This window comes from Pseudomonas sp. AB6, assembly GCF_034314105.1.
In the GTDB taxonomy this organism is placed as follows: Bacteria; Pseudomonadota; Gammaproteobacteria; order Pseudomonadales; family Pseudomonadaceae; genus Aquipseudomonas.
Genome location: NZ_JAVIWJ010000002.1, coordinates 46138 through 61819, shown reverse-complemented (window position 1 = coordinate 61819; position 15682 = coordinate 46138). Strand labels below are relative to the sequence as shown.

Annotated in this window: 18 protein-coding genes; 10 read left to right on the top strand and 8 right to left on the bottom strand. The window is 52.7% G+C overall.

The annotated features are described in order from the left end of the window. Positions 1-44: 44 nt before the first annotated feature. Entirely contained in the window at positions 45-1001 is a 957-nt protein-coding gene (locus RGW60_RS23490) for a tyrosine-type recombinase/integrase (protein ID WP_322207068.1), read from the bottom strand. After that, positions 998-1546: an N-acetyltransferase gene (locus RGW60_RS23485; RefSeq protein ID WP_322207067.1), complete on the bottom strand. Its 549-nt coding sequence runs from the start codon at positions 1544-1546 to the stop codon at positions 998-1000. Before RGW60_RS23485 ends, RGW60_RS23490 begins: the two co-directional genes overlap by 4 nt. Positions 1547-2239: 693 nt before the next feature. On the opposite strand from RGW60_RS23485, the gene RGW60_RS23480 reads away from it, so the two are divergent. Further along, a complete protein-coding gene (locus RGW60_RS23480) occupies positions 2240-2932 on the top strand; it encodes a ParA family protein (protein ID WP_322207066.1) in 693 nt (230 codons plus the stop codon). Continuing rightward, on the top strand, positions 2932-3270 hold the full coding sequence (locus RGW60_RS23475; RefSeq protein ID WP_322207065.1) for a stability/partitioning determinant: 339 nt from the start codon (positions 2932-2934) through the stop codon (positions 3268-3270). Before RGW60_RS23480 ends, RGW60_RS23475 begins: the two co-directional genes overlap by 1 nt. Positions 3271-3496: 226 nt before the next feature. Here RGW60_RS23475 and umuC read toward each other — a convergent pair whose 3' ends face one another. Together umuC and RGW60_RS23465 are read right to left on the bottom strand one after the other, a co-directional pair. Continuing rightward, positions 3497-4771: a translesion error-prone DNA polymerase V subunit UmuC gene (umuC, locus tag RGW60_RS23470; protein WP_322207064.1), complete on the bottom strand. Its 1275-nt coding sequence runs from the start codon at positions 4769-4771 to the stop codon at positions 3497-3499. Next, on the bottom strand, positions 4764-5189 hold the full coding sequence (locus RGW60_RS23465) for a S24 family peptidase (protein WP_322207063.1): 426 nt from the start codon (positions 5187-5189) through the stop codon (positions 4764-4766). Before RGW60_RS23465 ends, umuC begins: the two co-directional genes overlap by 8 nt. 139 nt (positions 5190-5328) lie before the next feature. Between RGW60_RS23465 and RGW60_RS23460 the strand changes: the two genes are divergently transcribed. After that, positions 5329-5973, top strand: coding sequence for an SOS response-associated peptidase (locus RGW60_RS23460; RefSeq protein WP_322207062.1), 645 nt, complete (start codon positions 5329-5331; stop codon positions 5971-5973). A gap of 295 nt (positions 5974-6268) precedes the next feature. Here RGW60_RS23460 and RGW60_RS23455 read toward each other — a convergent pair whose 3' ends face one another. The 3 genes from RGW60_RS23455 to RGW60_RS23445 all read right to left on the bottom strand — a co-directional run bounded on the left by RGW60_RS23455 (position 6269) and on the right by RGW60_RS23445 (position 7085). Then, positions 6269-6565, bottom strand: coding sequence for an XRE family transcriptional regulator (locus RGW60_RS23455; RefSeq protein ID WP_322207061.1), 297 nt, complete (start codon positions 6563-6565; stop codon positions 6269-6271). Positions 6566-6613: 48 nt separating this feature from the next. Further along, the gene (locus tag RGW60_RS23450) at positions 6614-6775 is read right to left on the bottom strand and encodes a hypothetical protein (RefSeq protein WP_322207060.1); all 162 of its coding nucleotides are present in this window, start codon (positions 6773-6775) and stop codon (positions 6614-6616) included. A gap of 115 nt (positions 6776-6890) precedes the next feature. Next, positions 6891-7085, bottom strand: a complete 195-nt coding sequence (locus RGW60_RS23445) for a hypothetical protein (protein ID WP_322207059.1) — start codon at positions 7083-7085, stop codon at positions 6891-6893. A gap of 232 nt (positions 7086-7317) precedes the next feature. Here RGW60_RS23445 and RGW60_RS23440 point away from each other — a divergent pair, with 232 nt between their 5' ends. The 5 genes from RGW60_RS23440 to RGW60_RS23420 all read left to right on the top strand — a co-directional run bounded on the left by RGW60_RS23440 (position 7318) and on the right by RGW60_RS23420 (position 12311). Further along, the gene (locus RGW60_RS23440; protein WP_416194850.1) at positions 7318-9297 is read left to right on the top strand and encodes a ParB/RepB/Spo0J family partition protein; all 1980 of its coding nucleotides are present in this window, start codon (positions 7318-7320) and stop codon (positions 9295-9297) included. Positions 9298-9515: 218 nt separating this feature from the next. Beyond that, positions 9516-9992: a TrfB-related DNA-binding protein gene (locus tag RGW60_RS23435; RefSeq protein ID WP_322207057.1), complete on the top strand. Its 477-nt coding sequence runs from the start codon at positions 9516-9518 to the stop codon at positions 9990-9992. A 541-nt stretch (positions 9993-10533) separates the two neighbouring features. Then, on the top strand, positions 10534-11058 hold the full coding sequence (locus tag RGW60_RS23430) for a hypothetical protein (protein WP_322207056.1): 525 nt from the start codon (positions 10534-10536) through the stop codon (positions 11056-11058). A 195-nt stretch (positions 11059-11253) separates the two neighbouring features. Then, on the top strand, positions 11254-11421 hold the full coding sequence (locus RGW60_RS23425) for a hypothetical protein (RefSeq protein WP_322207055.1): 168 nt from the start codon (positions 11254-11256) through the stop codon (positions 11419-11421). A 53-nt stretch (positions 11422-11474) separates the two neighbouring features. After that, positions 11475-12311: a DUF932 domain-containing protein gene (locus RGW60_RS23420; protein ID WP_322207054.1), complete on the top strand. Its 837-nt coding sequence runs from the start codon at positions 11475-11477 to the stop codon at positions 12309-12311. A 525-nt stretch (positions 12312-12836) separates the two neighbouring features. On the opposite strand, the gene RGW60_RS23415 is transcribed toward RGW60_RS23420, so the two are convergent. Further along, entirely contained in the window at positions 12837-13118 is a 282-nt protein-coding gene (locus RGW60_RS23415; protein WP_322207053.1) for a mobilization protein, read from the bottom strand. A gap of 250 nt (positions 13119-13368) precedes the next feature. Between RGW60_RS23415 and mobA the strand changes: the two genes are divergently transcribed. Both mobA and traI read left to right on the top strand, forming a co-directional pair. Then, positions 13369-13701 carry a plasmid mobilization protein MobA gene (gene mobA, locus RGW60_RS23410; protein WP_322207052.1) on the top strand — a complete coding sequence of 111 codons (333 nt, stop codon included), beginning with the start codon at positions 13369-13371 and terminating at the stop codon, positions 13699-13701. Between the two features lie 15 nt (positions 13702-13716). Then, the gene (traI, locus tag RGW60_RS23405; protein WP_322207097.1) at positions 13717-15669 is read left to right on the top strand and encodes a TraI/MobA(P) family conjugative relaxase; all 1953 of its coding nucleotides are present in this window, start codon (positions 13717-13719) and stop codon (positions 15667-15669) included. Positions 15670-15682 lie beyond the last annotated feature (13 nt).

Sequence of the window (15682 nt, the reverse complement as noted above, 5' to 3'; positions counted from 1 at the left end):
CTGCACACCACCGGCCCTTGAGCGAACGGCGCCGCTGCAGCTTTTCAGTACTTCACCTTGTACGTCGGTGAATCCTCCGGCCGCTGACCCCGCCGATCGTACAGGCGCGTGGTGCTGATATTGGCATGCCCCAACCACACCTGGACCTTGGCGATATCCGCGTCATGCTCCAGGGCATTGGTCGCGGCCGTCGCCCTGAGCCCGTGCACGCCGAGGCCGTCGACCTGAATGCCCGCCGCCTTAGCCCAGTGCGCCACCACCGTGTAGATGCCGTTCGCGGTGATGCCGGCACCGGTGGTGCGGCCACGGATTGAGCGGAACAGCGGGCCATTGCCGGGCTCGCGTTGATTGTCCCGCTCTAAATACGCATGGATGCGCTCGGCCGCAACCGGGTGCAACGGCAAATAGCGGGTCTTGCCGCCCTTCCCTTTCACCTGCAGGTGTTTGATGCCTCGGCGGTCCTGCAGGTCGCCGGTCATCAAATGCGCGGCCTCTTCGCGGCGCAGTCCGTGGTACAGCAGCACCGCGAGAATCGCCCGGTCGCGTAGCCCTTTCAGCGTGTTTGCATCTGGCGCGTCGAGCAATGCCTTGGCTTGGTGGTCTCCGAGTGCTGGGGTCTTGCCTTCATTGGTTTCGATCTTGGGCCGTTTGACCCCGTGCACGGGATTACCACCGGCGACGGCATTGTTTTCCAGCAGGTGATCGAACAGGCTGGCCAGCGCCGCCAGTTTGCGTCGGATCGTGGCTCCCGCCAGGCCCCGGGTTTCCAACTGCGCGCGCCAGGCCAGGACGTGTGCCCGGGTGACGGCGCGAAATTCATCAGCGCCGGTGATCCCAACGAAACTGCAGAAGTCCGACAGGTCAATTTGATAGGCGCGGCGGGTGCGCGGGTTGTCGATATTAGCGAACCACTCCGCCGCCGCTGGAACGCTGGCCAGCTGCTGGAATTCGGCGGCGGTCAGGCGCCGCTCACTGGCGCCGGTGGTGATCAGATCGCTCATCGAATCCCCGGCCCGGCCGGGCGCCCGGGAGCTTTTTCAGATTCGACCCAGGCCCAGTATTCGCGAACCGAGCGCTCAACTTCCGATTCGGGTACCAAATGCTGCCAGCGCAGTTTTCCTTCTTCGTGGTCAGCCGTACGGATATCGCGCTTGATTTCAACGCCGGCAGCGGCAAACCGCTTGCGCGCCTTACTCCAGAAGCCCACGGCGGTTCCCATTTCATGCAGAGGTACCAAGGGCACCTGGTGATCGCACCACAGTCGCCAGAGTGTCGCCGTCGCCAGGCCACTACGCCAGTAGTCGCCCTCAATAGTCAGGTCGTAGATGTACACCCGGTCGTTGAGCGGATTGATGCTGAAATCAACCTTTCCCATGCGCTGGCCGTTGACCTCGATGCCGGCGATAAACTCGGTACCGGGAAAAGCGAAACAGCCGCGAGTGGATTCCTCCTGCTCTTTAATCAAGTGGACACCCGCAGCACTCTCATTCAGTTTTTTTGCCGCCCGTCTATGGAAAAAATCCCGCATCGGCTCAAAAAGCGACATAAGCCCTATCTTACTGAAAATTGGTGATAACGTATTTTATCACCTATTAACGAAGCTGCCGGCATTAGGCCGGCTTTTTTCGTTTAGTGACTGGAGTTGTTGACTTGTTCACGGTTTGATCAACGTTGTGTTAATCAGTACGGAGGTATCTAGGATGTTTGCCCACTCACCTAATTCTGTCACTCTGAGTTGACCAATGAAGGTCTGTTGTGAGGGGTAACCTCGGCCAGAGCAGCAGACCAAGGTGAATATGAATTGTTGGGCTGATCGAGGCGCTGCGTGACGACATGTCGACTCCCAAGGCACGTTACAGCCAACAGGGTTTAAGCTTGGGCTTCCAATACTGTTGATCGAACGGTACAGAAGTTTTCGGGACAGGCCGTTTCATAGTATATCCGTAACCCACTTAAGCCCTCCCCCCTAACGACGATACGTCACCTGTATATCGCTTACGCTAAGCGACGACCTCTCTAAGATACCTAACGATACCCCCTTGGTATCATTAGGTATCCTTCTTGCCGGATCAATAGATAGCATTAGATATCATATGATACTGACGGATATCTGTTTCGGCCGCATTCTAAGATACCTTATAGATATCTTCAGATAGCACTTGATATTTTGGGATATCTCCCTAAGATGAATATCTGTAGCTACCTTACGCTATCCTAAGATATCTGGAGTTATCCAAAAATGCCTACCATTCCATTCATCAGTCCAAAAGGTGGTGTAGGTAAAACCACTTCAGCCCTTGCTCTGTCAACACAGCTAGCTGCTAGAGGCGTCGCTGTTACAGTCATTGATGCTGACCCCAACTATCCAATAGCTAAGTGGGCAGCCGGAGGAAACTGCCCGTCTAATTTACGGGTCATCTCAGGGGTTACTGAGAACAATATTGCCAGCAAGATCCGGGAAGCGGCCATGACTGACCCGTTTGTGATAATCGATCTGGAAGGCACAGCGGCTAAAATCGTAGTTTTAGCGCTGCAGGAAGCTGACTTTGTAGTTGTACCGATGCAAGGATCATTGTTAGACGCTGAGCAGGCAGGGAGGGCGGTCTCATTGATCCATGATCAAGAGCTGGCAATGAGAAGGCACGTTCCTGGTTACAAGCTGCCATATTCAATTTTGCTAACTCGTACGCCTCCTGCGTATCAGACCCGGACCATGGCAAATCTGCGTAGGAGCCTTTCAGAGAAGCAAATACCGGTTTTCGAAACGGTGATGACCGAACGAGAGGCATTCAAAGCGATGTTTTCTTTCCAGCAGCCGCTGGAGACATTGAACCCGGCGGAAGTACCAGGCATCAATAAAGCCGTAATCAACGCGTCCGCTTTTGCCGCCGAGCTTGTTTCAAAACTGCAGCCATCCGGGGAAGTTGAATAATGACTGAGAAACCGGTTGATCCATTCGCGAATCTCAACCTAGGTAATTTCCAACCCAAAACGGAATCCCAAAGGCCAGCGGATAAAGAAGTTATCGAAAAGATATCCAAAGATAACAATTTCCCGTCGCGTGAGGCACCAGCACCAAAACCGGCTAAGCGTTCCAGATTTAACGCGAGTGAGCCGAGAACACAGTTCAACATAAAAGTGACCGAAGAATGTAAGGAGCGGTTTTATTCAATGGCTGAGCGTAGGGGAATTAAGACACTTGGCGATTTAATGGATCTTGCACTGGATGCACTTGAAGCAGCAGATCGGCTAGAGCGTAAGGGGTTGTGAGCCCCAAAGGCTCTATACGATCGTGTAATCCACGCAAAAAGCCTAGGCATAAGATTGCATCAATGACTCATAGAAAACGTTCCTGACGCGATTGTAGAGGGCCGCTAAAAGCTCAACTTCATAAAAGGTCCGCCAAACGGGCCTTTTACTTGTAAATGCAGCCCCGCCGCAAACGGGTTTTGGTATGACTACAAAAGTACATTCAGGTCCCGGGGTCTCGGTGATCCTAATGACAGTTGATACGCCACAGCTGATCCAGCCGGGTTGTGTAGCTCTGGCTCAACAGGTTACGACGCATCCCCCATTCCGGGGTGGCAGGCACGCTGGCCACGCGCAGCGTGCCTCGGCCCCACTTGCCGTTGATCGCATCGAGCACAGACATCACTTTGGTAGCTTCACCTGGTTGGGACGGAGCAAACAGGTCCTCAGTGAATTCACCTGGCTGGCACAGGCTCAGCAACATGACTTCGGCCTTGCTGTACTTGAAACCTGGGCGAAATACGCGCTCAACCGCAACTGTCGCCGCCTGGGTCAGCACACGAACGTCGTCAGTAGGGTAGGGCAGGTCTACCACTACGCCATTGGCGTACTGCGCTTCCTCGGCGTTGAACATCCCGGTGCGGATGCCGACTCGAATCTTCTTGCATAACGAATGCTGGGCGCGGAGCTTTTCAGACGCCCGCATCATGTAGGTGGCCACCGCCTCTTTGATCGCTGGCAGTTCCTGGAGGCGTCTGCCAAACGTACGACTGCAACAGATTTCCTGTTTTGGCGGATCTGGCTCATCCAGCTCCAGGCAGGAGGTGCCTGCCAATTCTCGTGAGGTTTTCTCGATGACAACGCTGAATTTCTTGCGAAGCGTCCAAGGATCGGCTTTGGCCAAATCCATGGCCGTCTTTATGCCCATTTCATCCAGGTGCGCTTTCATTCGTCGGCCCACCCCCCAAACCTCCGCTACGTCCGTATTGCGCAGCACCCAATCACGTTTGAAGGGCTCGCAGATGTCTACGACGCCGCCGGTTTGCGCCTGCAATCGCTTGGCGGTATGGTTGGCCAGCTTGGCAAGGGTCTTAGTCCGCGCGATTCCGACACCGACCGGAATCCCTGTGCTGCGCAGTACCTGATAGCGAATTTGTCGGCCCAGGGCTTCCGGTCCTGGTACGCCGCTCAGATCTGCAAACGCTTCATCAATGCTAAAAACCTCGACGGCCGGTACTAGAGATTCAATCACGCTCATGACGCGCTGGCTCATGTCGCCATACAGCGCATAGTTCGATGAGAATGCCACGATGCCCAGCTGCTGCAGTTTGTCTTTGATTTGGAAGTAGGGCTCACCCATTTTCACGAATGGCTTGGCATCGTAGCTGCGCGCAATTACGCAGCCGTCGTTGTTGGACAGCACCACCACCGGTACTTTGGCTAGGTCCGGTCGAAATACGCGCTCACAGCTGGCGTAGAAAGCATTGCAGTCGACCAGCCCAAACACCGGACGTTTAGACATGATTGCGCACGGTGCTGGTGACAATGCCCCAAATGGTCAATTCATCACCTTCAAGGATGTAGCGAGGTGGGTATTTTGGATTTTCCGAGAGCAGGATGACTTCACGGCCGCTCACGCACAGGCGCTTGCACAATGGTTCATTATTGAGCAAGGCCACCACAACATGGCCGTGTGCCGGCTCAATCGAGCGATCCACCACCGCCAAATCCCCGTCAAAAATCCCTGCGCCCTGCATGCTGTCCCCGCTGATCGAGGCCAGGTAGACATGAGGCGCACGAATGTTCAGCACCTCATCCAGAGAGATTTGTTGCTCGATATGATCGGCCGCCGGCGACGGGAATCCGGCCGGTATCTTGAATAAACAAAAGGGCACCAGCGCACCGCCTTCGACAAGCGGACCTTGCAGGGAAAAGCTCATAACGCACGACTTCCTGTTACTGTACAAACATACAGTTAACTTTGCTCTGTGCCTGTGGTCAATTTTATGTGCACTCAACAGACCGGCGGATAGCCGAGATGCCAAAGGCAAAAGTCGCATTACGACGGAGAATCAAGGGATGTGCAGCCACTACGAAGCACCGACCCAAAGCCAGCTCGCCCTGACGTTCGGCATCGAATTTAATGAGCAAGGCAAGCTCGACCTTTGGCCGGGTTATTTTGGCCCTTTCATCCGGAGGTCGGAACACACAGATCCACAGGATGAGGCCAGTCCGATTCTGGAAATGCTACTTGGCTCGTTCGGGCTCATTCCGGGCTGGAGCAAAGATGCGAAAATTGCGCGACGTACATATAACGCCAGGTCGGAAACAGTCGCGGAGAAACCCTCATATAAGAATGCATGGCGACGAGCTCAGCACTGCATTATCCCAGCGGCGGCCATCTATGAACCGGATTGGCGGACGGGTACGGCCATTGCAACTCGAATCACCCGGTCAGACTCAGAACTTATGGGGATCGCTGGTATTTGGGAGCGTTGGCACAGCGCTGCAGGCGAAATCGTTCACAGTTACTCAATGCTCACCGTCAGCGCGGACAATCACGCATTCATGCGCAATTACCACAAGCCCAGCGATGAAAAACGCATGGTTGTGATCTTACCTAAGGGACTTTACAACGATTGGTTGAATGCTCCAGCCAGTGCGAGCGCCGATTTTATGCAGAAGTACCCTGCGGATCGTCTGGCAGTTACTCAGCGTGCGTGATGAGAATCAAACGATTGTGATCATTCTGTAATAGCGGAAAGAATTTTGGCAAAAAAAACCCCCAACGTGATGTAAGGGGTTTCTCTTTTGATCGATCACCCGGCAAGGCTTTCGACCTGTTGCTTCCATCATCCTTGCAGGAGATCAGGAAATAGCGGCCCGATGATACAACTCAGATAGGCGAAATTACAATGATCGGAGTGTGTGTTATCGCTTCTAGCTTGTGTTTGCCGGCGTATTCGGGCTGGGCGTCAGGTAGCGTCGGGTCGAGCACAGCGGTGAAACATTTCGTTCGTTAGGCGTCAGGTGGACCGGCAGGCAGCGGCCCCAACTCTACAGCTGCTCCCTGTTCGCGCATTGTCGTGGCTATACGGGCCAAATCGGCGTCAGAAAGGGTCAATAGCGCGGCCATGTAGAAGTGCATGTGGAGGCCCATTGTGCGGTCTTCTGTGCGGCCTGTGTACTTGCGCCATTGCGAGCCTTTTGCCAGTCCGGCCAGATCGGCCATTTGAATGCTTGTGAAGCCCAGCGCGGTTTTAAGACGTGCCAGATCCTCAGCGGATGGCGGCGCGTAGTGTTCGATACGTTTCATAGGCAATCCAGAAGCCCCCTGTGGTTGTGGGGGCTGGATAAAGAAAGGTCACATGTGGCTGATCAGCATAAAGACGGCCAGAGCAGCAAGCGCACCGGCTGCAAATGGCATTAGGCCGATGCGTGCAGCGAAAGATTCCTTTGCGCTCAGACGTGCATCAATGTCAGCACGTTCACGACTCATTAATGCGCGGTCGATTTTAGTATCCATGTCGCATCCTCTTAAGGGGTGACGGGCTGGCCTGTTGCAAGCCCGATCATTAAACAATGTGTACTGCTGGCCAACAAAACTCAAGGGGTGACCCCGAGTGTTCGGGGTCTGTGACTCAAGATTTAGACAGCAGATTCATAATTGCGCTACCTGCGGTTATCAATGCCGCCCCTACAAGAAACGGATACCAAACAGACTCGCGTTTCAATTTCTTCTCTTCGGCTAGCAGTTTACGAGTTTCAGCAGTCAACTTGCGGGTTTCAAGTTGAAGCTTTTCCAGTTCCAGATACTCGCGATCATCATGCAGCATTTCATTTCACATCCTTTCGGGTATCGGGCGGCGCTGGATGCGTCCCCCTTGAGTAGTATAATGACCCCTTTAGGGTCACAAAACAAGCGATATAAATAGCTTTTTTGTGTTTACATGTATTTACATATTCGTGAATCTTATGTAGAATGGCTCTATCGACGCAGCAACTGTCGATGCGGGGTTACAGCGGCGGCAACCGCTCCCACCTTCTTAAACTTGCAGGAGTATTTACATGTCCAATGCTTATAACCTAGTGATCCCATTCAGCCAACTGCGCCGTAGTGCCGGCAACGTGCGCCGCAGTGGCCGTTCTAATGCCAACTATCTGGCCGGGATTGCGACTCTCGCTGCCTCTATCCGCAGTACCCATCTGCAGACAGGCCAAGGCCTTTTGCAAAATCTGGTTGTACATGCCGATGGTGAGTTCTTTGATGTCGCAGCTGGTGGTCGTCGTTTTGACGCTATCGGGTTACTAGTCACCAACGGCGATTTTCAGGACGACTATCCAGTTCCGTGCTTAGTGATCGACGCCAAAGCTGTGACTTCGGCCAGCTTGACCGAGAACGTCCAGCGTGAGGCAATGCACCCCGCTGACGAGTTTGACGCATTCAAGGAATTGACCGAGCAAGGTTGGACCATTGACCGCATCGCGGATAGCTTTGGTGTTACGCCGTTGGTGGTCGAGCGCCGGTTAAAGCTTCGTGCAGCAGCTCCTGCTTTGATTGCCGACTTCCGTGCCGGTGCGTTGACCACAGACCAGTTGATTGCGCTCTGCTCCACGGATAACCACGACCTCCAAGCGGAAGTATGGAACCGAGTTCGCGATCAGCACTGGAACAAAGATCCGGCCGCGCTACGCCGTGCAGTCATCTCAACAGAAGTTGACGCCTCCAACGACGACCGTGTGCCGTTTATTGGTGGGGTCGATGCCTATGAAAAGGCCGGTGGTATCGTACGGCGTGATCTTTTTGCGGTTGATGGGGACGGCCTGATTTTAGCTGACAGCGCGCTCCTGGACTCATTGGTTCATGGAAAGCTCCATGAGCAGGCCGAGGAGATCCGTTCAGAGGGTTGGGGTTGGGTTGAAGTCTGGCCAGCATTTGACTGGACTCAATTTGAACGTCTAGGCCGTGCACCCACCACGTTTACAGATTTGTCGGATGGGTTGGCTCAAGAGCTTTCAACGCTGGAAAGGGAACTGGCAGAGGTACAGGTCATTATTGAAAGCATGGATGGAATGGAGTTGACCGAGGAAGATCTGGGCCGTTATCACTCGCATGACGATCGTGTCGATGAGCTGTCAGACCTGATTGAAAAAATCCATAAGTCCAAAGCGGGTTTTACCTCTGCTGTCATGGAGCATGCAGGTGTGGTCGTAAGTTTCCAGCGCGGCAGCCTTCGCATCGAGCGTGGCATGGTTCGCGCAGCTGATCGCGCCAATGTTATGGAAGCCGTAGGCGATGGGCAGCGAGTGACCGGAGGCCGAGAAACAGAGTCGGTAGGTCGCAAGGCAGATACCATCAGTGACGCGTTACGCCGTTCTCTGCTCGCACATCGCAACTTGGCAGCTCAGTACGTCACAACCACAAATGCTAATGCCGCCAAAATCCTGATTGCTTGCAAATTCGTCACAGATAGCCGATCTGACTGGAGCGCAACCCCTACAGACATGAGTGTCGGGACTGGTTACGGCACACGCACAGGTTGCACGATCACTGACGATGCGGGGCAGGTGAGGGAAGCGGAATTTGTAGCGCTCGGTATGAAACTGATCGAGGCATTGCCGGTTGATCACGGGGAGTTATGGGACGCGTTGGCTGTCATGAACAGCGCCGAACTAGACAGGCTTCTAGCATTTGCGGTGGCCCGCTCAGTGAGCTTGGCATTCGAGCCAAGCAAGCTTTCAGAAAAGTATCTGCAAGCGCTGGGTTTCAACATGGCCGACCATTTTAGCCCGACGACAAGCAACTATTTGGGCCGGGTGTCCAAGGATTTGATTATTCAAGCGTTGTCAGAAACCGGAAAAATTGCAGGTGATAAAGATCTGAACGCGCTCATGGGAATGAAGAAAGGGGCTCTTGCACAAGAAGCTGAGGCCCGTCTCGCCGGAACTGGTTGGATTCCCAATGTTATCCGTACTGCTGAGGCCAAACCGATAGCCAAAAAGGGGACCAAGAAATCCGGCGAAAAGGGGATAGCTAGCTTCGCCTAACCTAACGGCAGGTTCAGGGCGGCCCTGATCCTACCGCATCCAAACTTAGGAGAAGTCAGACACACACCAAGCTTTGCCCCGTGCATGGCTATGGCAGTAGAGGCAGTAAAATGGCCTCTACTGCCTCATAGAACGCTCCAAGGCCGAGCAAACGATAGTTCAACCAGTGGAAAACGATAGCAATTCGTGCAAGGTCGCGAGTTAAGGAAAAAAATGCTATGAAGGCAACTAAGACGAACGAAGAACGGCTATTAGCGATGGCGACCAAGATTAAGGACACTTTCCAGCCGTCAGAAATCGCCCAGCTAATGCGTTTGATCGGAGCTACGCCAAGCACCGGGGAAATGAGTCCGGTGGAGTTTGAGCGACTTATGCAGGAGCTTGAGGTCAAGAATAACCGCCGCGGCTACTCCCCTAAGTCAATTGAGGCAGCACACTTGGTGCTGGTGATGGGCGCAAGCATCACCGAAGCCGCATTAGACACCAACCTCAGTCGGCAATCTGTCAATCAGCTGATGGTGCGAATCCGGCGTCGCATGGAGTCGTTGCCGCAAGGTTGGAGGCAGGTGACTGAATGGTTCCCGGCTGAAGTTGCTGCTCAGATCGAGAATCTAGCGGCATCACTCAAAGCTGTGCAGGTCACTGGCAAACCGTTGGATGCAGCAGTGTTCAATGTCACGCTCGCGCAGGCTTAGGCATTTTAGATAGGTTGTCGTTATAACGGAAATCATCGCTTTTTCTGACGCCTTCTTATGCTTGGCTGTTTCTCAGATCTGCCGCTGTGCGTGTTCGGCTCTGCCGAAGCGGCTCTCGTGAACCAAGCCCCGGCCAGAAGCGCGGGGACTTGGCCCTGCGGGCTTCGATCCTCACGCCTTCGCCCGTTCCAGGCTGCGCGCTCCGCTTTCTAAGCGCCTGAGTTCTTCCCTGTTGCGACGCCAATGTCGAGGCGTTGAAAGGCATAGGCGTTTGGCGATTAGAGCTTCACGCGCCGCTGTGCGCCTCTGACTTGCCATTTTCCACTCTGCTTTAGTGAAAACCGTCCGAATATTTTTCAGTGGCCGTGAAACAGCAAAAGCAAAGCGGCGTCACAGATGGTCACCGGATGACATATAGTGTTTACATGTATTGACATTATATGTTTTAAAATAGATAATACCTGCGCGGCGTCACACTGGCGCCGTTGCCCGATAAGAGCGGCGGCAATCGCTCCGGACTAACTTTGCAGGAGTTCAAACTATGGAAAAAGTGTTCTATGTTCCAGGCCAGCCATGGGTAATCGACTTTGCGGTTGAGCGCGCAGATGGTGTCACAGTGAGCCAGTTGCAGGGCCACACTTTAAATGAAGTCCAAGCTCGCAGTCCCGGCGTAATTATAACTACTTATGAGGACGCCACGGCACGGATTGAGGCCGGTTCTAAGACAGAGCCGCGTCAGATCGACGTGGAAGACTTTGACTATGCGCTTAATGTACTCCCGCCTGTTCGTTGGGTGCGTGGCGGTGATGTTGAGTCGTTCAAGATGAGCGAGCGTACAAATGGGCGCGTAACTTCGATCTATTCACGCGTGGGGGCGTCCTATTGGAAGTTTGAAGACATTTACACTATGTCCCACAATGAGATTATTGCCAAAGTGCGCAAAGTTATAGAGCATCAGGGAGATGAACTAATATCACCGTGGGTACGAGGTGCGTTAAGCATCACGAAGCACTTGGAGATAGGCGTCGACGTAAATACTCAGGATGCGGCCACGCAGGTCATATAGCGTAATGCCGTAAATCGGCCGAGAAGAAGCCCGCCAAGTGCGGGTTTTTTTACTCGTAGGGCAAAACAAATGTGTTTACATGTATTGACGTAAAATCTTCTTTAGATTAAAATAACTCTATCGGCAACACACTAGAGCCGATGTCCGAAACGAGCGACGGCAATCGCTCCGGGCTAATCTTGCAGGAGATCCATCATGTCTATTCATACTTCCCAAACTCCACGGAGCAATGCCCTCAGGTTTGTTGATTTTGAACAGTTGGAACGCGTGCCAGCCTATTGGCGCAAACGTATTGAAATTGCAGAAGTAGGCAAGGTCATCACGGCAACGCGCCCCACACGTACTCCAACGTTCATTGGCTAATCCAACTTACCTAGGAGCCCAGCTGGCTGGGCTTCTTCTCACGGGGAAATTTCATGCGTTTTTCAAATAACTTTCGTAACCCGTGCATGATCCGTAGCGATGCACCATTGACCAATGATGAAATCGCCCGAGTGGTACCGTCAATCTTTGCTGAAGAAGCACATGACAGCCGATCCGAGCGCTACCTGTACATTCCAACCGTTAAGGTACTGGATGCACTACGCGTCGAAGGTTTCCAGCCATTCATGGCTTGCCAAACTCGTGTCCGAAACGAAGGAAAGCGTGAACACACAAAGCACATGCTTCGCCTACGCCACGCCAGCAACATCAGGAACAACGAAGCGAACGAGATTATATTGCTGAACAGCCATGACGGTAGCAGCAGCTACCAGATGATTGCGGGTAAGTTTCGCTATGTATGCGCGAACGGTCTGGTACTTGGCGATCTTGCGATGGATCAAAAAGTAAGACATAGCGGCCGAGGGGAGGTAATCGATGAAGTCATTGAAGGGGCCTATGAGGTTTTGCAGCAGTTCGAACAAATCGACCATCACTTGGGCGACATGAAGTCGCACCATCTAAGTAACTATGAACAGTTAGCTTTTGCAGATGCTGCACTGACTTATCGCTACGATACAGCTGAAACCCCCGCACCAATTACGCCTTCACAGTTGCTTCTTCCGCGTCGTCGAGAAGACCGTACAGATGACTTATGGACTACTTTCAATCGTGTACAAGAAAACGTCATCAAAGGTGGCTTGGATGGTCGTAACAAACAAGGTCGACGGACCAAAACGCGAGCCGTGAATGGGATTGACCAGGATGTAAAATTAAATCGTGCTCTGTGGAAGCTGGCACACGCAATGCGTGGATATCGAACCGCTGCATAAAAATGGATTGGGCGTTTAATGCGCCCTGTTCATAGCCGTTACGTGAATCTACTTTCAGTGAATTAATTGAAAAACTACACCATAGCTTAGAGCATAGAAATTGAATGTTCCGGTGATCATAGAGACGCAGCAAGCGCGGTAGCGGAGCTATATTTTCACTCGCATATTGCCGCAGGGGATCAAAATAGCACTTGTTCGTTTGTCGTGACAGGTTCCGATGACCTCCCGCTGAATATTGACCTTGAAGATAGTCTGTCAGATCTAGACGGTGATGATACCCAGTAAGAGAAAACATTTGAAAATAACCCCGTTCTACGGGGTTTTTTTTCGCCTAAGAATTACCGATCTTCGTGTGTTATGTGTTTGTGCGACGTTGACAGAGGCAGGGCGTAGGCCAGTTGGGTTGCTGAGGGTTTAGTCACCGCCTGTGATTGACCAGGTACGAACACCCCCGTTTAAAATCTGTGGCAGTGAAATCGTTCGATAATCACCAACAAGGAGGTGTTAGCGGTGGCCTTTAGGCCACTAAGCATTATTTGCAGCTTTGCGTAAAGTACGAGGTTTTTTCTGATTGCTGAGCAGTTCGGTGATTGCTCTCAATGACACCACCACGTTGATTGTTCCCAGCGCCGATTTTATATCGGCTGGCGAGTAACCTTTGCTGTTAGCCAACACCACAATTTGATCCCTCAACGACTCAAGCAGTTCCGATGTTGTGATTTTGTTTTTTCGGAGATCGGGTAACTGAGCCATCGCATGTTTTGCGCTTTCGAGTTGGTTCTGCGTGAATGTCTGTGTTTTGGCCATGTCTGGTTTTCCATTCGATGCCGTCGTTGATTTAAAAGGATGGTAGCTGAAGCTCGCGCACTCTGACACCCCCCAATCCTGACGCCGCTTTTGATTCGGCGACGCTTAGTAGCGCCGGTGACATCGCGTTAGAAAACGATTATACTTTCGGACAGGAAATGTTTTGTAGCTACCGCCTGCACGCAGTCGGTCTCTACAAAACCCTGATCAGGGCTGCGCCCCGATACCCCGTTGATAGTTGGAAGCCGTTATGTCGAAAAGCGAAAAGCGTCTGAGGGAGATCGTCCTACGGCTCCGCTGCACGGAAGATGAAGCAAAAAAAATCACCGATAAAGCCCGGGCGGCAGGCATATCGACGTCCGATCTTTTGCGGCGATCTGCGCTCAATCGAAAAATCATGACGCGGACCGACACGCGTTTGATGGGTGAATTGCTGCGACTGGGTGGTCTTCAAAAACATCTTTACAATCAGATGCAATCGGACATGACCACAGAATTGAGCAAGCAATTTTCCCAAGTCCTGGTGTCGTTGAAGAAAGCGGTTCTTGAATTGGATCTACAAGCAGTACCGGTTGGGGAGTAGCTAAAAGTTAACGTAATCATCCCTCCTAAACGCCGCGATGGTGCCACCAGCTTTATGAAGTTGGTGAGCTACATAAGTGAGCGCGATCGCAAACCGGCCAGCAATGGTGTCGTGTTTGACGATCCCAGAGCGCCGGCATCACAGTCGAGCCAGGCGGTGTTTGATCGCCTCGTTGATTATATTGATCGGAGTGGTGATGAAGAGGGGGGAGTACGCGTAACAGATGAGTTTGAGGACGGCCGCCAACGTGTGTTGGTTGGGGAAGTCGCTTGCGAAACCAACTGCTTTTCATGGGAGACAGCGGCTGCGGAAATGAACATGGTTGCAGCTCAAAACCGGCGCTGTACTGACGCCGTTTACCATTTCATCCTGTCATGGCGTGAACATGAGGTACCGACCGATGCGAAGATTTTCGAGTCTGCGCAGCACTGCTTGAATGCCTTGGGTTTGGAAGGGCATCAATACGTCACTGCGATCCACCAGGACACTGATAATACTCACTGTCATGTCGCTGTGAATCGTGTCAGTCCCCTGACCTATAAAGCCGCCAATATGTGGAACGATGCGGAGAAACTGCAGAAATGCTGCCGCGTTCTTGAGCGACGTTATGGCTTTGAACAAGACAACGGTAGTTGGGAATGGAGTGCGCAAAACACGTTGGTCCCCGCGCCGTTTCGTTTTCAGCCTGCCCCCCAAGGTGCTGCAAAGGCACAGACATTTTCTGATAAGGAAAGTCTCTTTCATTACGCCGAAAGAACTGTGCGTTCTGAACTAGACCAAGCTCTTGATAAGGAGACTACAAACTGGGCCTCTCTGCATCGGCTGCTGCACAAGAATGGCTTAGGGATACGCGAGCAAGGTCAAGGGCTTGTGGTGTACGATTTCATCCGCCCGCAAGCCCCTCCCGTCAAAGCTTCGTCCGTCCATCCTTCGCTAACGAAATCGCGGCTTGCACCCCTATATGGTGAGTACCAAGCTCCACCACTGTTTGAAACATCGGACCCATTCGAGGCCCGGTATGGCATTTTTGAAACGTACAAACCGACGTTACAGTTGAGAGATAAGGCAGTACGAGATGAGCGGCGAGAAGAGCGGGCTGAGGCGCGGGAGGCATTAAAAGCTCGTTACCAGGTCAACCGTAATGCCTGGGTAAAACCGGATTTGAATGTGCCTGCCCGCCAGCGGCAAATTGCCATGCGTTACCAAGCCATGAAGGCAGGCGTTAAGCGGTCGTATAACGATCCGTTGTTGCGAAAGCTGATGTATCGCGTAGCCGAGTTCGACCGCATGAAAGCCATGGCTGAACTGCGTATTCTGGTCCGTAAAGAACGCCAGGATCTATCTGATAAAGGGATCTATCGACCGCTTACTTATCGTGTATGGGTTGAGCAGGAAGCCCTGAGCGGTGACTTGGCAGCGGTCAGTCAACTGCGTGGTTGGGCTTACCGTGAGAAACGCAAAGAGAGCATTGCCGGTAAGATTAAGGATCGAATCATCCTGTGCGCGGCGGCTGACGACTCTCCACTATTTGATTCGAGTAGCCATGCTTCGCAGCTACGCCGTGACGGCACGATCGAGTACCTTCGATATGGTCGTGTTGGTGTTGTGGATCATGGTGATCAGATCGAAATCAAGCCTGGCTTTGAGGATCATGACGAGGTGGCCAACTACAAAATGGCCGCGGGCATTGTTAGTACGAAAAGTGGTGAGCGCGTTGAGGTTTTGGGTGACGCTCAATTCGTCGACCAAGTGCTGGAGGCCGGATATAGGTTCAATCATGAATACAGTGTGAGTCATTTCCCGGTCACCAATTCTGAGCAACAAGCGCGGTATGCGTACTTTGATACGTACGCAACTGGCCCGGACTCGCGTTACCAGGATGAGCACGCATCGGATTCTCGGGTGGACAATGTTACCCAATGCGATGAGGATGAAGAATCTCCTCCAGTGTGGTCACCGAGGCTGTGAATAGCCTCGTGGC

Coding starts and splice junctions, on each gene's coding strand:
- RGW60_RS23490 (WP_322207068.1), bottom strand. CDS start 1,001: ATGAGCGATCTGATCACCACCGGCGCCAGTGAGCGGCGCCTGACCGCC.
- RGW60_RS23485 (WP_322207067.1), bottom strand. CDS start 1,546: ATGTCGCTTTTTGAGCCGATGCGGGATTTTTTCCATAGACGGGCGGCA.
- RGW60_RS23480 (WP_322207066.1), top strand. CDS start 2,240: ATGCCTACCATTCCATTCATCAGTCCAAAAGGTGGTGTAGGTAAAACC.
- RGW60_RS23475 (WP_322207065.1), top strand. CDS start 2,932: ATGACTGAGAAACCGGTTGATCCATTCGCGAATCTCAACCTAGGTAAT.
- umuC (WP_322207064.1), bottom strand. CDS start 4,771: ATGTCTAAACGTCCGGTGTTTGGGCTGGTCGACTGCAATGCTTTCTAC.
- RGW60_RS23465 (WP_322207063.1), bottom strand. CDS start 5,189: ATGAGCTTTTCCCTGCAAGGTCCGCTTGTCGAAGGCGGTGCGCTGGTG.
- RGW60_RS23460 (WP_322207062.1), top strand. CDS start 5,329: ATGTGCAGCCACTACGAAGCACCGACCCAAAGCCAGCTCGCCCTGACG.
- RGW60_RS23455 (WP_322207061.1), bottom strand. CDS start 6,565: ATGAAACGTATCGAACACTACGCGCCGCCATCCGCTGAGGATCTGGCA.
- RGW60_RS23450 (WP_322207060.1), bottom strand. CDS start 6,775: ATGGATACTAAAATCGACCGCGCATTAATGAGTCGTGAACGTGCTGAC.
- RGW60_RS23445 (WP_322207059.1), bottom strand. CDS start 7,085: ATGCTGCATGATGATCGCGAGTATCTGGAACTGGAAAAGCTTCAACTT.
- RGW60_RS23440 (WP_416194850.1), top strand. CDS start 7,318: ATGTCCAATGCTTATAACCTAGTGATCCCATTCAGCCAACTGCGCCGT.
- RGW60_RS23435 (WP_322207057.1), top strand. CDS start 9,516: ATGAAGGCAACTAAGACGAACGAAGAACGGCTATTAGCGATGGCGACC.
- RGW60_RS23430 (WP_322207056.1), top strand. CDS start 10,534: ATGGAAAAAGTGTTCTATGTTCCAGGCCAGCCATGGGTAATCGACTTT.
- RGW60_RS23425 (WP_322207055.1), top strand. CDS start 11,254: ATGTCTATTCATACTTCCCAAACTCCACGGAGCAATGCCCTCAGGTTT.
- RGW60_RS23420 (WP_322207054.1), top strand. CDS start 11,475: ATGCGTTTTTCAAATAACTTTCGTAACCCGTGCATGATCCGTAGCGAT.
- RGW60_RS23415 (WP_322207053.1), bottom strand. CDS start 13,118: ATGGCCAAAACACAGACATTCACGCAGAACCAACTCGAAAGCGCAAAA.
- mobA (WP_322207052.1), top strand. CDS start 13,369: ATGTCGAAAAGCGAAAAGCGTCTGAGGGAGATCGTCCTACGGCTCCGC.